This window comes from Acinetobacter sp. 24-47-66, from assembly GCF_056779755.1.
Genome location: NZ_JBWYIL010000001.1, coordinates 310,305 through 333,785, shown reverse-complemented (window position 1 = coordinate 333,785; position 23,481 = coordinate 310,305). Strand labels below are relative to the sequence as shown.

Below are 23,481 nucleotides of genomic sequence, written 5' to 3'. Positions count from 1 at the left end.
ATTTCCTCATTACATTGTCTTGTGATCATAAATTAAAAAAGCGGGAAATACCCGCTTTTTCAAATAGAAAACTATAAATTAATTTTCTTTAATACCACTCAGATCAACTGAGGCTGCATCAATATTTAGATCGATATAACCATCTTTGGTTTTCTTGGCAGAGTCATTACGCTTGCGCTCTAAACCATCGAGATACGACTCATCAATGTTACCCGCAACGTAAATACCGTCAAATACTGAGCAGTCAAAGTCAGTTAACTCAGGTACTTTTTTCGTACGAACAGCTTGCTTTAAATCTTCCAAATCTTGGAAAATCAAACGATCAGCACCAATCATTTCACGAATTTCTTCAACATCACGATTTGAAGCAATTAATTCGTTTTTAACTGGCATATCAATACCGTAGACATTCGGGTATTTCACCATTGGTGCAGCAGATGCAAAGAAAACTTTTTTAGCACCAGCATCACGTGCCATTTGAATAATCTCATTACACGTTGTACCACGCACAATCGAGTCATCTACAAGCAAAACGTTCTTATCTTTAAACTCCAATTCAACTGGATTTAGCTTTTGACGTACAGACTTTTTACGCAGCTGCTGACCCGGCATAATGAAGGTACGACCGATATAACGGTTTTTCATGAAACCTTCACGGAACTTCACACCGAGTGTATTGGCAAGTTCTAAAGCAGATGTACGCGAAGTATCTGGAATAGGTATAACAACATCAATGTCATGCTCCTCACTCCATTCACGCAGGATTTTCTGCGCCAACTTCTCACCCATTTTCAAACGTGCTTTGTATACCGAAATTCCGTCAATGATAGCATCTGGACGAGCAAAATAAACATACTCAAAAATACATGGGCTATGGTGTGGGTTAGCCGCACATTGCTTCGTGAATAGATTACCAGCATCATCAATAAAGATTGCTTCACCTGGCATCACATCACGTTCAACTTTAAAACCAAGCGCTGTTAAAGCAACTGATTCGGAAGCAAGGATATATTCAACACCATCCTCGGTATCACGCGATCCCAAAATTAAAGGTCGAATGCCATTTGGATCACGAAAACCAACTAAACCATGACCAGTGATCATTGCAACAACAGCATAACCACCTTTACAACGCTCATGCACACGAGTGACTACATGGAAAATATCATCCGCAGTCGGTGTAAGTTTGCCGCGTTTTTGTAATTCATGTGCAAAAACGTTTAATAACACTTCTGAATCTGAATCAGTATTCATGTGACGTAAATCTGTTTTAAACAGATCATCATGAATCTCGTCAGCATTGGTTAAATTACCATTGTGCGCTAAAGTAATACCATAAGGAGAGTTTACGTAAAATGGTTGTGCTTCAGCGCTACTCGATGAGCCAGCTGTTGGATATCGGACATGACCAATTCCGTAATTACCTAACAATGCACGCATATGACGTGTATGAAATACATCACGCACCATGCCATTGTCTTTTCTCAAAAAGAGACGACCATTATGGCATGTCACAATCCCTGCAGCATCTTGTCCACGATGTTGTAACATCGTTAATGCATCAAACAACATTTGGTTAACAGGTGATTTACCAGCTATACCAACAACTCCACACATAGCAACCTCGCAGACAAGCTAGGATTAATAAAAAGGATTATTCGTTGAATGAGATGACGAATCATCTTGTTCAGAAGATGATTGACGAGAAGAATCTGATGATTGATTCGACTCTTCTGATTTCATATGACTTAAAGCTTTTGACGCTGTCTCTTTGGTGTACTCAGTCGCTAAAGGCGCGTAAGGCAATAAAGTTTGAATAAACTTAGATTGTTTCCAATGTGGAGAGCTCTCTACAAATGAACCAATCCCTTGCATAGTAATGAGGACGATTAAGAGACCTTTCAAGGTGCCAAATGCACCACCTGCCAATCGATTTAATGGACCAAGCTTTAAGCTTTTCAGCAACCGATTTAATATTGCAGTGACGATCCAAGTCAAAACAACAATAATCAGAACAATAAAAGCAAATGCCGCTATTTTTTGAACCACAGGATCTTGACTGAGTGCGGACATTGAAGGCGCAATTTGACCCGCAAATTTTGCACCCATAATGAGTGCAAAAATCCATCCTACCAAGTTCGCAAAGGCTTTAACGAATCCTTGACGCAAACCGTTAAGCCCTCCAATGAGCAGAATAATCAGTATAAAGATATCGATGGTATTCATAGATTAGGTCATAGCTTGTACGCAATCTTTAATCAGTTTTGGCCCTGTATAAATTAGACCACTATAAATTTGAACCAATTGCGCACCCGATTGCTGTTTAGTCGCGGCTTGATCACCACTAAGAATACCACCAACACCAATCAATGGGATTTGACCTTGAAGTAATTTTGAAAATGCAGATAGACATTGTGTACTTTTTTCAAATACAGGCGCACCAGATAAACCACCTGCTTCATCACCATGCGCTAAATTTTCTACACCCTCACGTGACAAAGTCGTATTGGTCACAATCAGACCATCAATTTTAAATTGAATTAATTGAGATGCAATAAATTCAATATCTGACTCAGTTAAATCTGGGGCAACCTTTAATACCAGTGGAACATAATGTTGATATTGTTCAGCAAGTTCAAGTTGACGATTTTTTAAAGTTTCAAGAAGTTCTGTTAATGCATGTCCACTTTGTAAACTACGTAAGTTCTTGGTATTCGGAGATGAAATATTAACAGTAATATAAGATGCGTAATTATAAACTTTTTCTAAACAAATGAGATAATCAGTTACAGCATCTTCAACTGCTGTATCGGCGTTCTTACCGATATTGATGCCTAATACACCTTTATAATTTGCTGCCTTAACATTCTCAATCAGCTGATCTACACCATCATTATTAAAACCCATACGATTAATAATCGCTTGAGCCTCTGGAAGGCGGAATAAACGCGGTTGAGGATTTCCAGATTGAGGTCGAGGGGTAATGGTTCCAATTTCGATAAAACCAAAACCTAAACTCGCAAGTGCATCAATATATGCACCATTTTTATCTAAACCTGCAGCCAAACCAACTGGGTTTGGAAATTGAATACCCATACAAGTCACTGGCTTTGGGTCTATTTTTTGACGCATTATGCCAAACTTATATGTCGATTTAAGCATTGATAATGTCAAATCATGTGCACGCTCAGGCGCCAATGAAAATAGAAATGGACGAGCAAGCGAATATAACATATCTCAAAAACTGCGGTTTTTTAAGTTGCCACATTATAGGCTGAGTATGCCCAAAACGCTATGCCTGTCATAGGTTTATTTTCACCACTTACTGTACTGATGCTGTTAATTTAATCGCAGCTCCAGACTTAATAAGTTCCAATTTTTCAACACTTAAACCCATTTGAACCAATTGGGTAAGAAAATTTGCGAGGATCGCGTAGTTTTCATGCTCAGCACTGATCATCAATTTATTATCGCTTGGTTGTGTGACCACAGATAATCCTGCTTGTTGTGCCACACGCAGAATTTTATCCGAAGGTGTTAGGCTTAAATCTGTTGAAGATTTCATTGTCACCACATTGGATTGCATCCACACCAATGTGTCTTTCAGTTCATTCAATCTTTTTTGCTGATTATCTGCTGCTTCATGCATTTTCCACAAAGCAGAACCAATCAATGCGACGACAACGATAATCGTTGCAGCGATGACAAGTACACGCTCACGTACACTCAATGACGATAAATAGTCATCAATCTTTTCAAATAATTGATCAAATTGATTTTGAAATTTTTCTAAAGTTTTCATTATTGTACTTTCACCAAACCAACGACCATTTTATCCTGAGTTTGCACATTCCCAAGTTCAGCTTTGAAGCCTTGCTGATTCATTTGCTGAATTAGATTTTGTAATTTTTCGGATGAGTCCGCCACCAAATCCATACTTAAACCAGATGCTTCATAAGAAACACGATTTGCGATAATTTGATGTTGCATTAAAATCGGACCTACACGGCTGATTAACTGTAAGACCTCAGTATTTGCAGGTTTACTCATCCGCAAATTACTTTCAAATTGGCTTCGCAAATTTTGCTCATTGAGACGACTATTGGGTCCAAACCAAGATTGATATTGCTCTACCGCAACCAAAGCCGTTTGATCAGATACTTTTTTTAACTTTACCCAACGCACTAAATCATAACTGAATTGCACTACAAGCAAGCCCACAAGCAGTGCTGCACATGCTTTCCAATAGCCTGAGATTCCACCCTCTGTGTTTTTTGCTTTAGGCAAAACATTGAATGGATGATTCTTTAATTTTTTTTCAGCTTTAAATACATAATTAAAGCTTTCCCGCTCATTTTGTTCCGTTGCATGAATCAAACTCATCATCTGATCATCATTTAACCGATCATGCAAAATATGTATAGGCTTTGGCAATAGATCCAAAAACAATGCTAAATCATCAATCGCAAAACCTTGATTTGATCCTGTTCTCGCCAATAAATGCCCATAAATATTGGCTAAAATAGTTTGCCCCTGTTCTGGCACTGGTAAGACCAAAAAATCGGGTAATAGCGCAACCACTTTCACCGGAATCAAGTTCAGAGCATGTTGCATTGTCTGGACTTGGTATTGACTGATCCCCATTACTGACAATTGATCTGGTGCCTCAAATTGAGTAAGCACTTTCATCTGATCAATGGAGTGAATGGTATATTCTTCAAGTAAATATTTAGCGCCTTCGCTTCCAATTTGCTTGAATTGCGCTTTGGGCATATTCTGTTCAATAATTTGCACATCATGGCTTGAAAAGAATACAACAGCTTCTTGTCCATGATACGGTTGAGTATCTTGAATTAACTCTTCTAGCGTTGTTGATGAATTCCAATTTTCACCATTTGACCAGAGCCAAACCCCATTCGACACTGGCATCCATAAATACAACATTAATTTTATTCTGCCGTTTTATTCATTAAAACTTATGGTTATTAAGCTGACGGTACAAAATGTTTTAATTTTGTGGAAAGTCCCGCAGCAATGACTGTCTGATCATAAATCCTCGCTTCAGCAAGTGCAAAAGGATTAAAAAATTCAGACGTAATAATTTCTTCAATATATGCCACAATATTCATATGACATACAACCACAATATTCTCAAAAGGTAGTTGAGATAACCACTCAACTGCAACTTTAGCATCATCGTCAGGTTTAATTTTATCACATATTAAAACTTCAACATTTGGAAAGAATAGCTGTATATGTTTTAAAGTTTCCTGCGCCCTGAGCAAAGTACTCACTACAAATATATCAGGTGCTACTACGTCTTTTAAAAAGTGCGCAGTTTGTTCAGCTTGAATATGACCCCGCTCAGTCAGTGGTCGTTTCGAGTCATTACCATTAATTGGTGGAGCGGCTTCACCATGACGAACTAAAGTGAGTTGCATTTGTTTTCCTTAAACCATGTGTCATCCATCATATCTAAACATTATGACAATGATGATAAACCATTCATTAATCTTAAACTTTATGATGCGGCAATACGAATTCAACATCACTTCGATGACCATTCTTCATCAAAGATAATGCAATATGTAATGGTGGTGCGCCTTCATAAATCACTTCGTAGAGTGCTGTGGTGATTGGCATATAGACATCAAGCTCTTTGGCTCTTGCATTCACTTGCACAATGGTATTAATCCCTTCAGCTGTTTGACCCAGTTCCGTCGTTGCCTGCTCTAAGGTTTTACCTGAACCTAAAGCAAATCCAACTTGATAATTTCGACTTAAAGGACTATTACACGTTGCGAATAAATCGCCAACACCAGACAAACCTAAGAATGTCAGTGGATTTGCGCCTAGCTGTACAGCAAAGCGACTCATTTCCGCCAACGCACGTGTCAAAATCATACTTTTGGTATTTTCGCCAACGTTGTAGGCTGCAGCCATCCCCATTGCGACAGCATAGATATTTTTAAGTGCGCCTCCAAGCTCCACGCCATGTACATCATCGCTTCCAAATACACGAAATAGTGCACTGTGTAATGCTTGCTGCACTGCATATCTCACCAATTCAGAATGGCTGGCAATCACTGTTCCAGCAGGCATTCCTGACATAATTTCTTTCGCTAAATTTGGGCCCGAAAGAACGCCATAAGGTACTTCTGGAAGCTCTTCACGAATAATATCACTCATGAAACTAAAGGTTTTAGCTTCGATCCCTTTTGTGAGTGATACAACCGCCTGAGCAGTGATAAAGGGCTTGATCTGTTTGAGTACATCTCGGAATGAATGGCTCGGAATAGCGACCAAAATAATGTCTCGATCTCGAACAGCCTTTTCAAGATTGGATTCTGCTTTTAATGCTGGCTCAAGGTTATAATCTGGCAAATATCTTGAATTAACATGTGTTCGATTGATTTCATTCGCAATTTCCTCATCACGAATCCAAATCATGGTGTCACAACCATTTCGCACTGCCGTATTCGCCATGGCTGTACCAAAACTACCACCACCAAGAATCGTAACACGCAAGGCTGTTTTATGATCAATTGCAACTGGCTCGACCAAATCTGAAAACTTTAATTCCGACATTCTTTTAAATCCTAAACATTCTTTTTCTAATCGTTAAATTTGCAAAGTTGCAATTACGGCTGCCAAAAACTGACGAATGCATCTGTTTCAATCTCAGTGCGTGGTGCAATCGCCTTAAAAGCAGTCCCTACATAAATGATACCTGAAATTAAATCATGCGTTTGTAGCCCTAACTTTCTTTTAAATAGATCTGACTCCACAACAGCACCACTGCGCCACATGGTATTGAAACCCTGAGCTTGTAAACTGAGCAAAAGATTTTGTATTGCAGCGCCTGAACTTAAAGTTTGCTCAAAATATGGAACTTTCGCATGATCATGAAATCGTGTTACAGCGATAATCAGCATAGGTGCACGCATAGGATGATGACGTACGCGTTCAATTTGAATTGAATCAGTTTCACCAAGGTCTGCTACTGCTTCACTGAGTAAAACACCAAATGCTTCACGTTGATCTCCTTTCACAACAATAAATTGCGTCGGTTTCAGACGATGATGATCGGGTGCGGTTAAAGCGGCTTTAAAAGCTAATTCTAATTGTTCTGCGTTAGGATGAGGTTCTACCAAATGACCAACGGATTGACGCTGATGAATATTGTCATGCACTACTTGAGAAAATTGATCTGACATTTGAAGACTAATCTTTAAACTAACACTATGTACTTAAGCTTAGCATAAACATTGAAAACTACTCTACAGTTATACTTATACACAATGCATCCAGCATGATTACAATCAAACAGAAATCAGGTATTTCACTTCAAAATCGATACAAAACATGCTTAATTCTTTGGAATTTAAGCCCTAGCATACATGACAGAGCTCTAAACTTTATATTGCAAATGCTAAAGGAAAAATAAAATGAAAAAATTAATGACATTGGCTTCATTAGCGACTACGACAATTCTCCTGAGTGCTTGTGCATCAACACCGACTGAAACACTTGCCATTCAAAAACCAAACAATCAATATGAGGTGTCAGGATTAGGCAAAACCCAAGTTCTTGCAAAAAATAATGCAATTTCTGCCGCGAACAAAACTTGCGGTAAGAATTCTGCACCTGTCCTAATTGACGAAAAAACTGAATATAACGGCGCTCTAAAAGGTGTTGTAGATGAACAGACTGGTAAACTCATAACAGCCGCTTCATCAGTACTTGGCTCTGTAATCGGTACTAAAAATACAATCGAAAAAGATACCGACTACCAAACAACAATCACCTTCAGCTGTAATACAGCCCGCTAAATTTTCCTATAAAAAAAGTCCCTTTGAAGGGACTTTTTTATTGAGCAATTAGCAATAACCATCTAAACGTGTTAATGGAATCTTTTGACCAATCGCTTTTTCGATCTCAGGTAAATAAAAAGCATCATCTTCTGACAAGAAACTGATACTCACCCCTCTTGTGCCTGCTCGACCTGTACGCCCTATACGGTGTACATAATCATCAGACTGCTCAGGTAGAGTAAAATTAATCACGTGTGACACACCATCCACATGAATACCTCGACCAGCCACATCTGTTGCGATCATAATGTTGTGTTTGCCATTTTTAAATTGATCCAACATCTTTAAACGTTTATCTTGCGCGATTTCACCAGATAACATCACTACCTTGTAACCATCATGCTTAAGATGATCATACAGCTTACGGACCTGATCACGGCGATTTGCAAATATCATGACTTTTTCAATGGGCTCATCACGCAATATTTCTTGCAGCAATTTGTATTTATCTGATTTCCCAACCACATAAACACGTTGCTCTACGTCAGCATTGGTTTTTTTCTCAGGCTCAATTTCGACAGTAACAGGTTCAAATAACCATTGTTGAGCAAGATTGAGTACATCATAACTAAACGTAGCAGAGAACATTAAGGTTTGACGTTGTTCTTTGCGTGGAGAGAATCGCACAATGCGTTTAACAGAAGGAATAAATCCCATATCCAGTAAACGATCTGCCTCATCAATGACTAAAAATTCAATTTGATCCAACCAAATTTCTTTTTGTTCAGTAAAATCAATCAAACGACCTGGTGTCGCGACAAGAATATCTACGAAATTTTCATCCAGTTGTTTTTTTTGCTTATCGAAGTCTACGCCACCCACCAAAGTCACAACATTTAAGTCGGTAAACTTAGTCAGATCACGTGCATCGTTTTCAATTTGAATCGCAAGCTCACGCGTTGGTGCCATAATTAGAGCTCGGGGTTCACCACGATAACGCTGTGTTTGTATCGGATTGTTCAATAAATCATTAATAACACTAATTAAGAATGCTGCAGTTTTTCCTGTGCCTGTTTGTGCACGTCCAATTGCATCATGCCCTGCCAACGTATATTTCAATACTTTCTGTTGAATGGGGGTCATTTCATTAAACCCTAAAGCATCAATCGCTTGCTTAAGTTGCGGATGTAAATTAAGGGTTTCGAAACCTGATGACATATAAAGGGCTCTACAATCAATATTTGATAATGGTCTATAGTATAAACAAAAAACGCCCCAATTTATCAAAATTGGAGCGCAACCTAATTTTCAGTGAAAAGTAGGATTAGTCTAAAGGCTGAACTTCTTCAGCTTGAAAACCTTTTTGACCTTGTACAACGCTGAATTCTACGCGTTGACCGTCACGAAGTGAACGGTGGCCTTCACCTTGAATAGCACGGAAATGAACGAATACGTCATCACCGCCTGCGCGTTGAATAAAGCCAAAACCTTTAGTATCGTTAAACCACTTAACAACGCCTTGTTCGCGAGCTGTCATAAGTTAATCCTCAGTTGGTAAGAAAAGGGACCACCCGGTGTTGCAAACAGCAGAGCAAACAAATTTTAAAACATTTTTTATTTCAAAGCTTGTAATCATTCTGTAAAACTATTAACAAAATCCCGGTTATATCCATTATAAATAAGGCTTAGAGAACAAATTTCTCTACGCAATCCTTAAGTACGCATTGAGCTTAACATGGGTACAACACAATTAATAGAAAAATTTTAGCTAATTATCTAACTGAAACTTGTATATTAATCACACAAATTTAGTGCAAAAATTGCACTTTATTTGAACAGTTCATCTAAATCATTTAATTTTATTCTTAAGTCACACTTTTGCTAGAATAATGACCCACTTTATTATTCAATCTCGTGTTTTACTATGTCTCAAGTGTTAATCGATGCGATGGGGAAACCTTGCCCTTTACCTTTACTGCTACTTAAGAAATCGATGAAACAAAATAGTGCACCTCAGCAATTTTTATTAAAAGCTTCAGATCCGAACAGTCAAATCGATATTCAACGTTATTGTCAGCTACATAAATTGACATGCGCATTTAAACAAGTTTCGGATTCTGAATTTCATTACGTGATTGAATCTTAGGTATTTTCATCTAAATTAATCATGGATAAATATTGTATTTAAATTTACATTTCACTACCCAAATTCGCTTAATTCTGTATGCTATAAGGATTAAGATGAATGTAATTGGTTTTTTAAACTATTTTCCTATAAGGAGTACTCATGACTGACAGCAGCAATCAATTGATGCCCCTGTCATTGTCTGCGCCCGGGGTCAATTTAGGTGCTTACATTAGTACTGTAAACCAGATCCCTATTTTGACAGCTGAACAAGAAAAAGAGTTAGCTGAACGTTATTTTTATGACCAAGATCTAGACGCAGCTAAAATGCTGGTGATGTCCCACCTTCGTTTTGTTGTGCATATTGCCCGCAGTTACGCAGGTTACGGCTTACCTCAAGGCGATTTAATCCAAGAAGGTAATTTAGGCTTGATGAAAGCTGTAAAACGCTTCGATCCTAATATGGGAGTACGCTTAGTTTCTTTTGCAGTACATTGGATTAAAGCTGAAATCCACGAATATGTGATTCGTAACTGGCGTATTGTTAAAATTGCGACAACTAAAGCTCAACGTAAACTGTTCTTCAACTTAAGAAGCTTAAAAAAATCGAGCAAGAAATTAACGCTCGAGGAAGCGCAATCTATTGCGGCTGATTTAAATGTAACAGCTGAACAAGTTCTTGAAATGGAAGGCCGTTTAACAGCTTATGACGCAGCCTTCGAAGCTCAATCCGATGAAGATGATGAAAGCTCAGTTCATGTCGCTCCTGCGCTTTACTTAGAGGATAATCGTTATGATCCTGCTCGTTTAGCAGAGGAAGAAGATTATGAATCTCAGAGCACCTCTGCTTTACATGAAGCAATGGATCAGCTGGATGATCGTTCACGCAATATTTTACAGCGCCGCTGGTTAGATGATGATAAGTCTACGTTGCATGAACTAGCAGCCGAATATAATGTTTCCGCTGAACGTATTCGCCAGCTTGAAAAAAATGCCATGGACAAGATCAAGATCGCCATGTCATCAAATTAATACGATTACAAAAAAAGAGCTATAAGCTCTTTTTTTGTATTTCACGATATGCAAATTTAAAAAAATCCTACGTCATGTATGCTATCGTATGACGCAATTTTTGATTGGGAATAACCTGATGTGGATCTCAATATCAGCCATTAATTTAGCGCTTGCCGTAATGCTGGGTGCTTTCGGCGCTCATGGCCTTAAAGCTCGTGCAACCGAAGCCCAACTGACATGGTGGCAGACTTCAACTGATTATTTCTTTTATCATGCAATAGGATTATTAATACTCGCACTCATACCGAAAATAATTCCAAACTTTTCAACTCAATTCAGTTTTATCTTCATCCAGTTCGGTATCATTTTATTTTGTGGATCTCTATATCTCATGGCTTTAGGACTCCCACGCGGGTTGGGTGCAATTACACCTCTTGGTGGAGCATTGATGATTATTGGCTGGCTACTTTTAGCATGGCAATCATTCAAAATTCAGCATTAAATTGAAGGTCATCCAATGAATATATTTTTAAATGGCGAGTCGATTCAAACGCAATGCCAAAACTTATTAGAACTGGTTCAAGAATTATCGCTTGAAGGTAAACGATTTGCTGTTGAAAAAAATGAAATGATCATTTCAAAAAGCAAACTGGCAGATACCCCTATTTCAGATGCTGACCGTATAGAAATAATTCATGCTGTTGGCGGTGGTTAACTCGGAGTAAATATGGAAGATAGTCCGTTGATCATAGGATCACGTTCATTTAGTTCACGACTATTAGTGGGCACTGGAAAATATAAGGATATGCAGGAAACTGACTTAGCCATCCAAGCCAGTGGTGCTGAGATCGTTACTGTTGCAATCCGTCGCGTAAACATTGGTCAAAATCCAGATCAACCTAACCTGCTCTCAGTGATTCCACCGGAAAAATACACCATTCTTCCCAATACAGCTGGTTGCTTTGATGCCAATAGTGCCATTCGCACTTGTATGCTCGCACGTGAACTTTTAGATGGTCACAATTTAGTCAAGCTTGAAGTATTAGGTGATGAAAAAACGCTTTATCCTAATATTACTGAAACCTTAAAAGCTGCAAGAACATTGATCGATGATGGTTTTGAAATCATGGTTTATACCTCTGATGATCCTATCGTCGCGCAAGAACTTGAGAATATGGGCTGTGTCGCTATTATGCCTTTGGGGAGTTTAATTGGTTCTGGTTTAGGTATTCTTAATCCACATACCATTTCTATCATCAAAGAAAATGCCAAAGTCCCTGTCTTGGTGGATGCTGGGGTTGGTACAGCTAGTGATGCTGCTATTGCGATGGAATTAGGTTGTGATGGCGTACTCATGAACACTGCGATTGCTGCTGCACAGAATCCGATTCTAATGGCTTCTGCCATGAAAAAAGCCGTTGAAGCTGGACGCGAGGCTTATCTTGCTGGTCGTATGCCACGCAAACGTATGGCAAATGCAAGCTCTCCAGAAACTGGATACTTTTTTAAATAAAAAAAACCCACTTTTTAAAGTGGGTTTTTTCTTAACTCACTCGACGATACAAAGGATCATCCAATCCGTCAATTTTGATAAAGTTAGGTAAAACTTTTATTCTTTCAATCCAAGCGCGTACATTTGGATAAGGCTCTAGAGAAATATCACCCATCGGTGCTAACGCGACATAGACAAACACTGCGATATCCGCAATAGTTGGTCTATTATTCGCTAACCATTCACGGTCTTTGAGCACACCATCTAAAATAGCCAAAGATTTGTGACCACGTATTTTCGCCTCTTTAAATGTTTGCTCGGTACTTTCTAATCCCAAACCATTGTATGGACCTTTGAAAGACAATATCGCGCGTGCCGTGAAAACCCCTAATTGCACCCAACTGGCAGCAAAGGCAAGCCAATCTACAATTTTAGCTTGTTTACTAAATCTTCAGACCACCATGTGTTTTATCTAAATATTTACCTGCTAAATACACCAAAATTGCGGCAGAATCAGTTAAAACAATATCGCCATCTACTAATGCTGGCACTTCGCCTTTAGGATTAATTTTTAAAAATTTCTCACTATGCTGTTCATCACTGAAATAATCTAGTTCTACAATTTCAAGATCCACTTTCAATAATGCTGCTAACAGACGTACTTTATAACTGTTACCTGATTCGTTGTAAGAATATAATTTCAAACTCATTTTTTAGTCCAACAATTTAAATACAAAATATAAATATCAGATTTAAATCAGCAACTTAAATAATGTTTAGTTCAAAAAATATCATGAATAACGATATCTTATTTAATGAATTACCACTGAATCTGAAACGAATGATGATGAAAAATTTGTCTTTTTAATGCTCTCTATTTCTGAAAAATATTTGTGAAATTTCTTTGAAAATTTTAGAGTAAAAAAGAGCCTTTCGGCTCTTTCTCGAAACAAACGGAACGAAACCTTACCTGTTAAGGAATCAATCCTTCATCTCGCATCGCAATCTGTACAGACTGACGCTCTGCAACTTTATTGCGTATATGAATAATATTTTTATAAGGACTCAAGTCATGTTCAATATGATTAGACCAATTGGTGAGTACAAATAAGTACGCATCTGCAGGTCCAAAATTATCATCTACCAAATAATCATTAGTAGATTCACCAATTGTTTTATCAATGAATGTCAGTAAACGATCAACTTCGGCATACGCTTTTTGTTTAGCATCGTCAGTGAGTGGTGCACCAAAAAACACTGCATAAGCATCGTGTAATTCAGAATTTAGATAACCAAGCCACTCCAGTACTTTTGCTCGACCTAATCCAGAAGGTGGAATTAAATCTTGAGCAGGATCATGCTGTGCCAAAAATGGTAAAATTGCGACATTTTCCGTTAAAATTAAGCCAGGATTAATTTCTAGCGCCGGCACATAGCCTTTAGGATTAATTGCGAAGTAATCTTCGCCTTTTTCAGTGGTATGAGTTTTAAGATCAACACGAACCAAATCAAAATCAACATTAATTTCATTTAAAATAATATGCGCTGCGAGTGAACATGCACCTGGCGAATAATACAACTTCATACTTTTTCCTTGTTATCTAACTACTATCATTTTTAAATTGCTTCACGCTTTTTTTCAATAAGAACTGTTTTTTAAATTGCAAGCAAGCGTAAACATCGATGATCTCCTTATGAATATTGTGCAGATTGAATTAATTTTCAAGCTTTTTTCAGCTTTTATTTGTGTGATGTTTTACCATAGCGCTGCTACATCTTTGTGAAAGGCAAATTGTGATTTATTTAAAGAAAGATCAGTGGTTTTCTAACATTCGAACCGACGTACTTGCAGGCTTGGTCGTAGGTTTAGCTTTGATTCCAGAGTCAATCGCATTTTCGGCAATTGCTGGCGTTGATCCTCAGATAGGTCTGTATGCCTCATTCTGTATAGCTGTTACGATCGCCTTCTTTGGTGGTAGGACTGCTATGATTTCGGCTGCTACAGGTGCGATGGCGCTGCTGATGATCATTCTTGTTAAAGAACACGGATTACAATATTTATTGGCAGCTACGATTCTGACAGGTGTAATTCAAATTATCGCTGGATATCTCAAAGTCGCAAAACTCATGCGTTTTGTTTCCCAGTCAGTGGTCTATGGTTTCTTAAATGCTTTAGCGATTCTCATTTTTATCGCTCAATTTCCAGAAATTGCTCAAATGAATAGCTTAGGCTATATATTTTTAGCGATTGGTTTATTGGTCATTTACGCATTTCCCTATTTACCCAAAATCGGAAAAATCATACCATCGCCATTAGTGTGTATTATTGTACTCAGTGTATTGGCACTTCTACTTGGCGCTGACATGAGAACAGTCAATGATTTGGGTACATTTCCAGATACCTTGCCTGTATTTTTAATTCCTGAAATTCCATTCAATCTCGACACTTTACTTATTATTTTACCGTACTCTCTCACGCTCGCCACAGTTGGTTTGCTTGAGACCATGATGACTACGACTGTGATTGATGAAATGACTGAGTCTGAAGGAGATCGTCATCAAGAATGTCGCGGTCAAGGGATCGCGAACATGGTAAGTGGCTTTATGGGGGGTATGGCTGGATGTGCAATGATCGGTCAATCCATCATCAATGTCAGCTCAGGTGCTAGAACAAGATTATCGACATTAGTGGCTGGTGTTTTTTTGCTATGTCTCGTGGTCTTCTTTAAAGATTGGTTGGCTTATATTCCTATGGCTGCTTTAGTCGCCATTATGATCATGGTCGCGTTCACCACATTTAATTGGGATTCAGTAAAAAATTTCCGCAAACATCCCGTGCAAAGTAATGTTGTCATGCTTACTGTCGTGGTGATTGTTCTTGCAACACATAACCTTGCTCTAGGCGTATTGATTGGTGTAATTCTGTCAGCCCTATTTCTCATTAATAAACTCGAGAGTGAAGTAAAAGTTCAATCTGAATTAGAAAATCACGTGCGCTACTATACGGTAAAAGGTCAAATATTTTTCAGTAGCGCAGAAATTTTTTATGCATTTTTTGATTTCAAAGAAGATATCAAGCAAGTAGAAATAGATCTCAGCTATGCTCATATTTGGGACATCACTTCTGTCAATATGTTAGCGAATATCGTGGCTAAATTTGAAGCTCAAGGGACTCAGGTACGTGTGATTGGTTTAAACCAAGCGAGCGTAACATTGATAGAACGTATCTCAAATACTTAAAAAAAGAGCCAAATGGCTCTTTTTTATTACTAAGTTTTAGGAATGGTTTCTGCGTCTCCAACCAATCAAGGCTAACAGGCTTAATCCTAAAATGGATAACCAGTTCAACGAACCACCACCTGACGTAGTGTCACGCTGTGGCTGCTCAGCATTTGTTGAGCTGTTAAGTTCTAAGTCGACAATCACTGGATCATGATCAGAAGATCTAAATGCATGATTTACATAAAAGAGCGACTTCTGCTCTGTAGTCTTAAATTCTTCGTTATAGTCTAGGTTCGTTGGCTCATCAGCGTTAATGTGCCATACAAATGCACGCTTAACCGCAGGAAAGAGCGAAGCATCAGCTAAAGCATGATCCAAATTACCTGCTCCACCAAATCCAGCTTTGTTACTGTCGACACCAAATACATAGGTATACGCCTGTTCGCCGAGCCCTACAACTTTGTCCGCCAGTACATTCGTATAATTAGCACGCTCTAAAGCCAAAATTGGATCTTCTTTTGCATAACTATTTAAATCACCAATCAAGAGCGTATTCGTATGACCTGTAATTTGCGTTGGATTCTTTGCAATCCACTGCATAAGTTGTTGTACCGCTTTAACTCGTGTCGCATTCCAACACCCCTGACCATCACCTTGATCCGCATCAGCAGATTGATCATTTGAAGGACAACTTCCTTTAGACTTCAAATGATTCGGAATAACCGTAAAGATTTTACCGCCACTCACTGGTTGAAAACTTTGAGCAAGGGTCACTCGATTTCTTTGTGACTGGTCATCAAACACTGCAGCAGCGTTAACAGGTTTTACACGCTTACTGTTGTAAATAATCGCAACAGCAATCGCATCATCACCTAATCGATTTGAATTTGGCGGAGTGATATATTTCCACTCCGATCCAAGTGCTCGTGTTAAATATGCAATGGCACTATTTTCACCATAACCATTATTCGCAATTTCCATTAAACCAAATACATCAGCATCGATTTCTTTCATTGCACTGACTATTTTGGCATGTTGCTTCTCAAACTCAGCTTTGCTGCTAGCACCTCGCTCAGTTGGAAAACCATTTAAGCCATTGTCATAGTTCAAAACATTGAAAGCCACGACACGGGTTTGGTTTGAATTTTTCTGAATCATCGGTGGCCGCGGGTTGTTCGCTTTAATTTGGATTTGAGTACGACCTTGTACAGGTTGAATACGCCAAGAATTAAATCGATATTCTAGAATACCCTCAACAGCATTTAACTGATCACCTGCACGTAGGGTATTTAAAGCACTAAACTGACTTGGCAGTGTAGGCGTTAAATTTTGTGCATTATATCCATCATCAAGTTCAATTTTGGACAAAAGATTTTTTTGCGCCAATGCCGTTGCTTCTGCTGATTTAGCTGGATAAATATTGGTCGGCATAAACAAACGTCCTAGACTTAATGACAGTTGTCCGTAGCGACCATAATTGTAATTTTCACTTACCGTTAATGTTTGAGGTATTTTAACCAACATACCTTGATAACGCTTTGGCGCATGCCCTGAAGCGTTAGTTAAACTCTCAAATGGTAACTCGATTGATAATGGCGTTATCCAAGCACTTGCCGCTTGATTACAAGTTAAAATATTTTCGGATAAATTATCAATCTGTAACTGATTTTGATATTCAGTTAATCGACCTTTAAGAACGACTTCTTCTCCGACTTTTCCTCCTTTTATAGGACTTGAAGCAGGAGCATATACAAAAATCGCGTTAGTTAGATCGGGTTTTGCTTTGGCATCAGGGGTTTGGATATAGAAACCTGAGAATCCATTCGCATAACGATAATCCGCAGTAATCACCCCCTTCACAGTATAGTTTTGATTCTTAGCTGCTTGTGAGAGTTCAGCGATAGGTGTATTCGCAGAGTTACAACTTAGAGTCGTCGGAGATGGCTCTATTGGTTCATTTGTACTAATCGCTAAATACTGGTTAAAAGCATTGCGATCCGACCATTTAGCCCACTCTTTTTGAATTTCAAAGGGTGCAGATGGATCTATCGAAACGACATCATGTGTTTTCTTTGTACGTTCAAAGCTTAAACCGGTTGCCCAGTTTTGCTGTGTTCCAATCGCACCAAAACGGTCGACAGCCACATTGTTTTTATAGAGAACAATTGCATCATCGCCATTAAATGAAAGGTTAGCAGTTTGCTGAACAGCTTCACCCAATTCAGTTTTTAAATTTGAATGTCCAATTAAAAAGTGCTGCTGAGCTGTTAAAGTTCCTTGCAGCTTGACCGTCAAATTCGCAGTGGTTTGACCATTCGGAAATATTTTTAATTGATACGCGGATAAATCAACAACGCCTCCATCTGGATTGTATAGTTCAATACCTTTCTTGTTGTTATTACCATCCACATACTGGCTGATCATGAGTTCAGCATACGACGTTGAACTAAATCCGATCAAACATAAAGATAATGTGAGTTTATTGAACACCCATTTGTTTAGCGTTATTTTATTCATTTTAAGTCTTATTCATTGTTCATATTATTTTCCAAGCCTAGTGTACAGGCATGACAAGTTGATGAACAATTCATGACATTTTGAAAAAGTTCATGAATAGATCGACAAATCATTGATAGCTACGTAGCGCTTTCAGGTAGAAAAAGGTTTGACTTAGGAGTCTCAGGTCTTAAAATACCGCATTCGAATTTTTTCTCATTTGCCAAAGTTATGTCGAACGATCAATTAGACCCGCAAGTTGTAGAATTAGACAACTTGAACGAGCATCGCGAAATTGTCACATTTATGCGCCGTTCATCTCCGTTGAATACTTCTCAACGAACTGCGCTTGAACAATATGGTCACTTAATTTTGGAATATCCTGTTGGTGATTTACGTCAGCAATTTGAGCATCCTGAACGTCCATTGACGGTTGAAATCGGTTTCGGTATGGGGCGCTCTCTTGTACTTATGGCAAAAGCCAATCCTGAACGCAATTATGTCGGCATTGAAGTACATGTTCCCGGCATTGCACAATGTGTATATGAAGCGGGTATGGCTGGTTTGACAAACTTACGTTTACTTGATGCGGATGCAATTCAAGTTTTGCGTGAAATGCCAGATAACAGTATCAATGCAATTCAACTTTATTTCCCCGATCCTTGGCAGAAAAAACGTCACCATAAACGTCGCTTCGTCTCACACGATCGTATGCCTTTAGTTGAAGAAAAACTTGAAATGGGTGGAACATTCCATGCTGCGACCGATTGGGAACCCTATGCAGAATGGATGTTAGATGTATTAGATAACCGTCCTCGTTTAGAAAATATGGCGGGTAAAGGTAACAGTTATCCTCGTCCTGACTGGCGTCCTCAAACTAAGTTTGAACGTCGTGGAATTGATGAAGGCCATAAAATTAACGACTTCTTATTTAAAAAGATTCAATAATAAAAAACAGGACTTAAGTCCTGTTTTTTATTCTGATTGTCTTTTATAAATTTGGTCACTCACCACACTATACACTTGGCTTAAATCCGTACGCCCAGCCTGCGCCAGCATCTCTTGATGCATATGGATAATGTTTTGATCACCACGCATCGCTGGACCAGTTTGCACCTGTTTTGGGGGATTTAAAGTCGCTTTTTTCGCAGTTTCCAAAATCAATGGGTACAATAAATTAAAATCGACTTTTTGTGCATCTACGAGCTGCTTAGCGACGTCATAGCAGTAGTTGGTAAAGTTACACGCGAAGACAGCTGCTAAATGCAAACTCAAGCGCTGTTTTGAGTCATATTGATAAACCTTTTGACTGAACTCTTTTGCCATTTGAGTCAAGGATGCTAAATCTTGGTCGCTCATCGCTTCAACGAATATTGGCGTACTCAACCAATCAATTTGACTTTCAAAGCTAAAGGTTTGCAGGGGGTAAAACACACCCGCACGTTCATGATATTGCGTGATTTTAGAGATATGGGTACTGCCAGACGTATGTACAATTAAAGCCTGAGGAAGCTGTTTTGCAACTTTTTCAGCAACTTCTTCAATTGCTTTATCACTCACCACCAATAATGCAATATCAACGGTGTTTTCGAGATCTTCAATTGCATTGCATGGTCTAGCTCTTACTAAAGCCGCCAACAAATTGGCTTTAGATTGCTCTCGACTAAACACTTGGACAATCTCATGATGTTGACTCAATACCTGAGCCAAATGATGAGCTACGCGCCCTGCTCCAATCACACTAATACGCATATCGCTTCCACATATATTCTGTATACCTAAGCATGCCGATAAAAAAAGGGCGAATCAATTCGCCCTTTTGCTATATTGTAATGAATTAATTAAACACATTGTTTAGGTACACAATTCTCTCATTGGTCTTTTGAATGAAACATTTAGAATATTGCATCTCAACATTTATTTGATTCATTTCATTATCCCAATATTGATAATGTTGCTGATAAGTTTCACGTTCTTTTTCTGGGATACTTTCAATTGACTTTTGAGAGACCACTTTACAGTCCACGTCACGACGTTCGAACCATTCAGTTTGATCGCTCTTTAGCCGCTCTTTTTGTTCGCTGCTCAAATTATCCCAAGTTAAATTAAGTCGCTCGACAGCTCGTGCTTGCTCTTTATCTAAATCAGATTTTCTCAATTGCATGGCTTTAAGTGCCAAGGCCTTTTGTTTTTGTTGTACAGCCTCATATTCTTCGTAAGCTTTTGATTCATTCTGATTTGCTTTACGAAATGCTTCAAATTGAACAGCATATCTCGTCATACTTGCAGCAATATCTAACAATGCATTATCAGGTTGTACACTCAGCATTAAACCTTCTTTATCTGTCTTGGTAATCTCATAATTCAAAGTGCCTGTGAGCTTATCTTGCCCATAACTGATATTGCCATGAACATCATTAATCCAATGTTTGAGCGTATAACTACCTTCGTCATGTTCACATTCATATTCGCAAGGTTTTTCAAGGTATGCATTTTCAGCACGACGTTGAAGCCCCTTCGGCAGGTGGATAACCAACTGGCTTGAACAGGTCAGTTTGTTTATTGCATTTGAAGGATCATTCGTTGTTGTAATCGACTTGAGTTCAAATCTAAGCGATGAGTTGATTTGGGAAAGTAATTTTAAATCTGACTCATACTGATCTGTTGCTTTTAAATGACGATCTAAAATGTTGTTATATTCCTGTTGCGCAAAGCGTTCAATTTCTTTGACATTCGTAGGAGAAGTACAACTCCAATCAGCAATTTCTACATTCTGTGAGGTGTCTTTGCTTTTCTTATTCAGATCACAACCTGCAACGAAGATGGTAGAGATAATCAAAGCCAATTTAATCTTATACGTCATTTTTTATACCGCATATTTATAATTTTGACATATTTAATCAAATTAAAAACAACAACTCCATCACATTTTTATTTTTTTAAAATTTGATGCGTAAAAGCTAACGCTCAACAACCCTGTTTAATCAATGCCTAACTTAGAGTGAAAATTTTTTGCTGTAATTCAGATGTTCGACTAATCGCCATATTTGTTTCGCAATTCAATCGAAAAACTTCAGGATTATCGGCGCCTTCACTATTTAGTTTGCATTCTAAATTACGCTTTTTAGCCCACAGTTCTTGCTCATATTGTATTTTTTGGCGTGCTTGAAGTGAAGCTCTATTCCATACAGAATTTAGATCCTCATTGGCTTGATCTAATTTAAGTTGTGCTTCAGCAATAAGAATAGATTGATAATCGTCTGATGTTTTATTTTGATTATTTAAAAGTGCTTGTTTCTTTTGACGATCTAACGCTAAAGCCGTCAAACGTGAAGGTTTTAAATGTGCATCTATTAGAACTTTTTGCATAAAGCTGGTGAAATGTAGTGCATTCACCAATTGTACAGTTACTTCATGCTCTGAAATTCGTACACTATAATTTAACTCAGTAGAGATCTGATTGTTCTCAAAGTTTAATTGAGAAAGTGCAGCTGATTCTAAAACATTTGACTCTCGATTTAATGCGCGCGATACATCAGCATCCGTCAGATAATTTGATGGTAGTTCAGCAATGATTCTTGCTGTACAGATCGTCTGATCAGAGGATCTCATTTTCTTTATTTTATCAATGTTTTCAATTTTAAATTGAACTGGTTTCAAACTACGCTGTAAGAGTTGACCATCTATAATAACTTGATCATTTTCTATAATGCTTTTGAGTTGAGTCGCTGAGATATTCGCGATGTCTTTATGGATGACTTGTTCGAGTTTTAATTGCACTTCAGGTTGATCACAACGATTAAAAGCATACATGATTGAATACACTTGTTGGCATCCTGACAACACACCAACCATGCACAATGTGGTCAATGTTTTCATCTGAAGTTTCATGCTACTCCCCCCAATCAAACTCAAGCTCTTAATACCAAATCTCATTGGTTTTTTTATTCTTCTTGAAGCTCTCAGTTAAATTTTATTAAAAAAAGATCTACATAAAATATACTGAATCATGAATTATTCAATCATCCAAAATAAAAAAGGCCGATATTAATCGACCTTTAAACGATTGAATTCACATTATTTTATGAAAGTACGAATTACCTTACCTTTGACTTTTAGATTAATCAATGGTGTATTTTTACCTTGAGAAATAATAGAAGATTTATCAAGTGTCCATTCCAAATCTGGATCAACTAGCACCCATCCAGCCTGTGCTTTCCATGTCTCAGTCATTTGTGCGACAGCAGCTGGCGCACTCGTTACTTTTTCAACCCACTCTAATGGACTAAATAAACCTTCTTCAATCAATTTGATTCCAAAAGGAACATACGAGTCAAACGCAGTAAAACCTGGCAAAGTCTCTGCAAAAGGTGCCATTTTTGCAGAACTACTGAGTGGTTCATGATGCGTACAAATCGCGTCAATTACCCCAGATTTTACCCCCTGACGAAGTAACTCTTTATCAGATTCTGAACGCAAAGGTGGACGTACATGTGCCAAGGAATTGAATCCATCAATTAAAGATTCCGTAAGATGTAACTGATGCATTGCAACATCACACGTGACTGGCAATCCTTTTTCCTTCGCGATACGTATTAACTCAACCGAAGCACCACAAGACAGTAATCCGAAATGTGCGCGGACTTTTGTCGCCTCTATCATTAATAGATATTTTGCGATCGCGACCGTTTCTGCCAAAGCAGGAATCATTGGTAAACCTTGGCGTGAAGCAATAAAGCCTTCATGCACACAGCCATCTTTCGCAATTTGAGGCTCTTCAGCATAGAATACGACAGTTAAATTCAAACCTGCAGCATATTCAAGCGTACGAAGCACCACATCGTCATTCGCAAAAGGTGCATTTGCATTTGATACAGCAGTACAACCACCCTTTTTTAAACCCGCCATGTTGGCAGGTTGATTTCCTTGAAGCCCTTGTGTTTGTGCACCTATCACCTCTAGGTAAATTCCGCCATCTAACATTGCCTTTTCAACAAGACCATGAATTAAAGCGCCATTGTCCTGAACGATAGGTTTTGAATCTGGTGGGGTAAATACATGTAAAATGCCATTTTCACGTGCTGCTTTACCTTCAGATTTCAACGTTCCATGTTGTTGTTGACCTGGCTCTCGTAAACGTGCACACAAATCAACCATCGTTGGCATCAGCCATTTGCCTTGCCCATCGATGCTTTCATGAACCTCAGAAGTCGCTTCGATACGTTTTCCATCTTGAATAAAAATAGTTTCTATTTGATCAGTTTGAGCAATTGGATCTAGGACGCGTACATTTTCGACTTTAACAATAGACATGACTG

At 38.4% G+C, this 23,481-nt stretch carries 26 protein-coding genes; 8 read left to right on the top strand and 18 right to left on the bottom strand.

The features are described from left to right. Positions 1-78: 78 nt before the first annotated feature. The 8 genes from purF to AC1M84_RS01500 all read right to left on the bottom strand — a co-directional run bounded on the left by purF (position 79) and on the right by AC1M84_RS01500 (position 7,217). Positions 79-1,617 (bottom strand): amidophosphoribosyltransferase, encoded by a 1,539-nt coding sequence (purF, locus tag AC1M84_RS01535; RefSeq protein WP_481594280.1) that lies wholly within the window; start codon positions 1,615-1,617, stop codon positions 79-81. A gap of 24 nt (positions 1,618-1,641) precedes the next feature. Further along, a complete protein-coding gene (locus AC1M84_RS01530) occupies positions 1,642-2,226 on the bottom strand; it encodes a CvpA family protein (protein WP_179998321.1) in 585 nt (194 codons plus the stop codon). A 3-nt stretch (positions 2,227-2,229) separates the two neighbouring features. Next, positions 2,230-3,234 (bottom strand): quinone-dependent dihydroorotate dehydrogenase, encoded by a 1,005-nt coding sequence (locus tag AC1M84_RS01525; protein ID WP_092766145.1) that lies wholly within the window; start codon positions 3,232-3,234, stop codon positions 2,230-2,232. 88 nt (positions 3,235-3,322) lie between these two features. Beyond that, positions 3,323-3,802 (bottom strand): type II secretion system protein GspM, encoded by a 480-nt coding sequence (gene gspM / locus AC1M84_RS01520; RefSeq protein WP_481592954.1) that lies wholly within the window; start codon positions 3,800-3,802, stop codon positions 3,323-3,325. Continuing rightward, positions 3,802-4,944, bottom strand: a complete 1,143-nt coding sequence (gene gspL / locus AC1M84_RS01515) for a type II secretion system protein GspL (RefSeq protein WP_481594279.1) — start codon at positions 4,942-4,944, stop codon at positions 3,802-3,804. Before gspL ends, gspM begins: the two co-directional genes overlap by 1 nt. A 41-nt stretch (positions 4,945-4,985) precedes the next feature. Then, the gene (locus AC1M84_RS01510; protein ID WP_481594278.1) at positions 4,986-5,441 is read right to left on the bottom strand and encodes a phosphoglycerate mutase family protein; all 456 of its coding nucleotides are present in this window, start codon (positions 5,439-5,441) and stop codon (positions 4,986-4,988) included. 73 nt (positions 5,442-5,514) lie between these two features. Beyond that, positions 5,515-6,588: an NAD(P)H-dependent glycerol-3-phosphate dehydrogenase gene (locus AC1M84_RS01505; protein ID WP_092766141.1), complete on the bottom strand. Its 1,074-nt coding sequence runs from the start codon at positions 6,586-6,588 to the stop codon at positions 5,515-5,517. Between the two features lie 53 nt (positions 6,589-6,641). Continuing rightward, the gene (locus tag AC1M84_RS01500; RefSeq protein ID WP_481592950.1) at positions 6,642-7,217 is read right to left on the bottom strand and encodes a nitroreductase family protein; all 576 of its coding nucleotides are present in this window, start codon (positions 7,215-7,217) and stop codon (positions 6,642-6,644) included. A 231-nt stretch (positions 7,218-7,448) separates the two neighbouring features. Between AC1M84_RS01500 and AC1M84_RS01495 the strand changes: the two genes are divergently transcribed. Beyond that, on the top strand, positions 7,449-7,832 hold the full coding sequence (locus tag AC1M84_RS01495; RefSeq protein WP_481592949.1) for a hypothetical protein: 384 nt from the start codon (positions 7,449-7,451) through the stop codon (positions 7,830-7,832). A 48-nt stretch (positions 7,833-7,880) separates the two neighbouring features. On the opposite strand, the gene rhlB is transcribed toward AC1M84_RS01495, so the two are convergent. Together rhlB and AC1M84_RS01485 are read right to left on the bottom strand one after the other, a co-directional pair. After that, complete coding sequence (rhlB, locus tag AC1M84_RS01490) at positions 7,881-9,032, bottom strand: ATP-dependent RNA helicase RhlB (RefSeq protein ID WP_035265921.1); 1,152 nt, start codon at positions 9,030-9,032, stop codon at positions 7,881-7,883. A gap of 106 nt (positions 9,033-9,138) precedes the next feature. Next, positions 9,139-9,351, bottom strand: a complete 213-nt coding sequence (locus AC1M84_RS01485) for a cold-shock protein (RefSeq protein WP_004824348.1) — start codon at positions 9,349-9,351, stop codon at positions 9,139-9,141. A gap of 387 nt (positions 9,352-9,738) precedes the next feature. On the opposite strand from AC1M84_RS01485, the gene AC1M84_RS01480 reads away from it, so the two are divergent. The 5 genes from AC1M84_RS01480 (at position 9,739) to AC1M84_RS01460 (ending at position 12,466) form a co-directional block, all read left to right on the top strand. Next, positions 9,739-9,960 (top strand): sulfurtransferase TusA family protein, encoded by a 222-nt coding sequence (locus tag AC1M84_RS01480; RefSeq protein WP_035265917.1) that lies wholly within the window; start codon positions 9,739-9,741, stop codon positions 9,958-9,960. Positions 9,961-10,101: 141 nt separating this feature from the next. Beyond that, positions 10,102-10,971, top strand: a complete 870-nt coding sequence (rpoH, locus tag AC1M84_RS01475) for an RNA polymerase sigma factor RpoH (protein ID WP_035265916.1) — start codon at positions 10,102-10,104, stop codon at positions 10,969-10,971. 118 nt (positions 10,972-11,089) lie between these two features. Then, positions 11,090-11,455 (top strand): DUF423 domain-containing protein, encoded by a 366-nt coding sequence (locus tag AC1M84_RS01470; protein WP_481593018.1) that lies wholly within the window; start codon positions 11,090-11,092, stop codon positions 11,453-11,455. Between the two features lie 15 nt (positions 11,456-11,470). Then, the gene (thiS, locus tag AC1M84_RS01465; protein WP_035265912.1) at positions 11,471-11,668 is read left to right on the top strand and encodes a sulfur carrier protein ThiS; all 198 of its coding nucleotides are present in this window, start codon (positions 11,471-11,473) and stop codon (positions 11,666-11,668) included. 12 nt (positions 11,669-11,680) lie between these two features. Beyond that, positions 11,681-12,466, top strand: a complete 786-nt coding sequence (locus AC1M84_RS01460; RefSeq protein WP_481594277.1) for a thiazole synthase — start codon at positions 11,681-11,683, stop codon at positions 12,464-12,466. Positions 12,467-12,497: 31 nt separating this feature from the next. Here AC1M84_RS01460 and AC1M84_RS01455 read toward each other — a convergent pair whose 3' ends face one another. From AC1M84_RS01455 to AC1M84_RS01445, 3 genes are all read right to left on the bottom strand, one after another. Next, positions 12,498-12,842 (bottom strand): glutathione binding-like protein, encoded by a 345-nt coding sequence (locus AC1M84_RS01455; RefSeq protein WP_481592948.1) that lies wholly within the window; start codon positions 12,840-12,842, stop codon positions 12,498-12,500. 46 nt (positions 12,843-12,888) lie between these two features. Continuing rightward, positions 12,889-13,155, bottom strand: coding sequence for a glutathione S-transferase family protein (locus AC1M84_RS01450; RefSeq protein WP_481592947.1), 267 nt, complete (start codon positions 13,153-13,155; stop codon positions 12,889-12,891). Positions 13,156-13,418: 263 nt separating this feature from the next. After that, positions 13,419-14,030, bottom strand: coding sequence for a glutathione binding-like protein (locus tag AC1M84_RS01445; RefSeq protein ID WP_481592946.1), 612 nt, complete (start codon positions 14,028-14,030; stop codon positions 13,419-13,421). Between the two features lie 209 nt (positions 14,031-14,239). On the opposite strand from AC1M84_RS01445, the gene AC1M84_RS01440 reads away from it, so the two are divergent. Next, the gene (locus tag AC1M84_RS01440) at positions 14,240-15,685 is read left to right on the top strand and encodes a SulP family inorganic anion transporter (RefSeq protein ID WP_481594276.1); all 1,446 of its coding nucleotides are present in this window, start codon (positions 14,240-14,242) and stop codon (positions 15,683-15,685) included. A 36-nt stretch (positions 15,686-15,721) separates the two neighbouring features. Here the strand turns inward: AC1M84_RS01440 and AC1M84_RS01435 are convergent, their stop codons facing one another. After that, complete coding sequence (locus AC1M84_RS01435) at positions 15,722-18,184, bottom strand: ExeM/NucH family extracellular endonuclease (protein ID WP_481594275.1); 2,463 nt, start codon at positions 18,182-18,184, stop codon at positions 15,722-15,724. 210 nt (positions 18,185-18,394) lie between these two features. Here AC1M84_RS01435 and trmB point away from each other — a divergent pair, with 210 nt between their 5' ends. Further along, on the top strand, positions 18,395-19,111 hold the full coding sequence (trmB, locus tag AC1M84_RS01430) for a tRNA (guanosine(46)-N7)-methyltransferase TrmB (protein WP_481594274.1): 717 nt from the start codon (positions 18,395-18,397) through the stop codon (positions 19,109-19,111). A gap of 27 nt (positions 19,112-19,138) precedes the next feature. Here the strand turns inward: trmB and AC1M84_RS01425 are convergent, their stop codons facing one another. From AC1M84_RS01425 to AC1M84_RS01410, 4 genes are all read right to left on the bottom strand, one after another. Further along, positions 19,139-19,915 carry a Rossmann-like and DUF2520 domain-containing protein gene (locus tag AC1M84_RS01425; RefSeq protein WP_481594273.1) on the bottom strand — a complete coding sequence of 259 codons (777 nt, stop codon included), beginning with the start codon at positions 19,913-19,915 and terminating at the stop codon, positions 19,139-19,141. A gap of 85 nt (positions 19,916-20,000) precedes the next feature. After that, entirely contained in the window at positions 20,001-21,026 is a 1,026-nt protein-coding gene (locus AC1M84_RS01420; protein ID WP_481594272.1) for a lysozyme inhibitor LprI family protein, read from the bottom strand. A 128-nt stretch (positions 21,027-21,154) separates the two neighbouring features. Further along, the gene (locus AC1M84_RS01415; RefSeq protein WP_481594271.1) at positions 21,155-22,054 is read right to left on the bottom strand and encodes a lysozyme inhibitor LprI family protein; all 900 of its coding nucleotides are present in this window, start codon (positions 22,052-22,054) and stop codon (positions 21,155-21,157) included. 186 nt (positions 22,055-22,240) lie between these two features. After that, the gene (locus AC1M84_RS01410) at positions 22,241-23,476 is read right to left on the bottom strand and encodes a dihydroorotase (RefSeq protein ID WP_179998336.1); all 1,236 of its coding nucleotides are present in this window, start codon (positions 23,474-23,476) and stop codon (positions 22,241-22,243) included. Positions 23,477-23,481 lie beyond the last annotated feature (5 nt).

What these genes read in the sequence shown, in the direction of transcription:
- rpoH (WP_035265916.1), top strand. Translation starts at nt 10,102, where the DNA reads ATGACTGACAGCAGCAATCAATTGATGCCCCTGTCATTGTCTGCGCCC.
- AC1M84_RS01485 (WP_004824348.1), bottom strand. Translation starts at nt 9,351, where the DNA reads ATGACAGCTCGCGAACAAGGCGTTGTTAAGTGGTTTAACGATACTAAA.
- AC1M84_RS01460 (WP_481594277.1), top strand. Translation starts at nt 11,681, where the DNA reads ATGGAAGATAGTCCGTTGATCATAGGATCACGTTCATTTAGTTCACGA.
- AC1M84_RS01495 (WP_481592949.1), top strand. Translation starts at nt 7,449, where the DNA reads ATGAAAAAATTAATGACATTGGCTTCATTAGCGACTACGACAATTCTC.
- AC1M84_RS01450 (WP_481592947.1), bottom strand. Translation starts at nt 13,155, where the DNA reads ATGAGTTTGAAATTATATTCTTACAACGAATCAGGTAACAGTTATAAA.
- AC1M84_RS01530 (WP_179998321.1), bottom strand. Translation starts at nt 2,226, where the DNA reads ATGAATACCATCGATATCTTTATACTGATTATTCTGCTCATTGGAGGG.
- AC1M84_RS01435 (WP_481594275.1), bottom strand. Translation starts at nt 18,184, where the DNA reads ATGAATAAAATAACGCTAAACAAATGGGTGTTCAATAAACTCACATTA.
- AC1M84_RS01510 (WP_481594278.1), bottom strand. Translation starts at nt 5,441, where the DNA reads ATGCAACTCACTTTAGTTCGTCATGGTGAAGCCGCTCCACCAATTAAT.
- AC1M84_RS01525 (WP_092766145.1), bottom strand. Translation starts at nt 3,234, where the DNA reads ATGTTATATTCGCTTGCTCGTCCATTTCTATTTTCATTGGCGCCTGAG.
- trmB (WP_481594274.1), top strand. Translation starts at nt 18,395, where the DNA reads ATGTCGAACGATCAATTAGACCCGCAAGTTGTAGAATTAGACAACTTG.
- AC1M84_RS01470 (WP_481593018.1), top strand. Translation starts at nt 11,090, where the DNA reads ATGTGGATCTCAATATCAGCCATTAATTTAGCGCTTGCCGTAATGCTG.
- AC1M84_RS01505 (WP_092766141.1), bottom strand. Translation starts at nt 6,588, where the DNA reads ATGTCGGAATTAAAGTTTTCAGATTTGGTCGAGCCAGTTGCAATTGAT.
- rhlB (WP_035265921.1), bottom strand. Translation starts at nt 9,032, where the DNA reads ATGTCATCAGGTTTCGAAACCCTTAATTTACATCCGCAACTTAAGCAA.
- AC1M84_RS01420 (WP_481594272.1), bottom strand. Translation starts at nt 21,026, where the DNA reads ATGACGTATAAGATTAAATTGGCTTTGATTATCTCTACCATCTTCGTT.
- AC1M84_RS01480 (WP_035265917.1), top strand. Translation starts at nt 9,739, where the DNA reads ATGTCTCAAGTGTTAATCGATGCGATGGGGAAACCTTGCCCTTTACCT.
- AC1M84_RS01425 (WP_481594273.1), bottom strand. Translation starts at nt 19,915, where the DNA reads ATGCGTATTAGTGTGATTGGAGCAGGGCGCGTAGCTCATCATTTGGCT.
- gspL (WP_481594279.1), bottom strand. Translation starts at nt 4,944, where the DNA reads ATGTTGTATTTATGGATGCCAGTGTCGAATGGGGTTTGGCTCTGGTCA.
- AC1M84_RS01500 (WP_481592950.1), bottom strand. Translation starts at nt 7,217, where the DNA reads ATGTCAGATCAATTTTCTCAAGTAGTGCATGACAATATTCATCAGCGT.
- AC1M84_RS01415 (WP_481594271.1), bottom strand. Translation starts at nt 22,054, where the DNA reads ATGAAACTTCAGATGAAAACATTGACCACATTGTGCATGGTTGGTGTG.
- AC1M84_RS01410 (WP_179998336.1), bottom strand. Translation starts at nt 23,476, where the DNA reads ATGTCTATTGTTAAAGTCGAAAATGTACGCGTCCTAGATCCAATTGCT.
- AC1M84_RS01445 (WP_481592946.1), bottom strand. Translation starts at nt 14,030, where the DNA reads ATGAAGTTGTATTATTCGCCAGGTGCATGTTCACTCGCAGCGCATATT.
- gspM (WP_481592954.1), bottom strand. Translation starts at nt 3,802, where the DNA reads ATGAAAACTTTAGAAAAATTTCAAAATCAATTTGATCAATTATTTGAA.
- thiS (WP_035265912.1), top strand. Translation starts at nt 11,471, where the DNA reads ATGAATATATTTTTAAATGGCGAGTCGATTCAAACGCAATGCCAAAAC.
- purF (WP_481594280.1), bottom strand. Translation starts at nt 1,617, where the DNA reads ATGTGTGGAGTTGTTGGTATAGCTGGTAAATCACCTGTTAACCAAATG.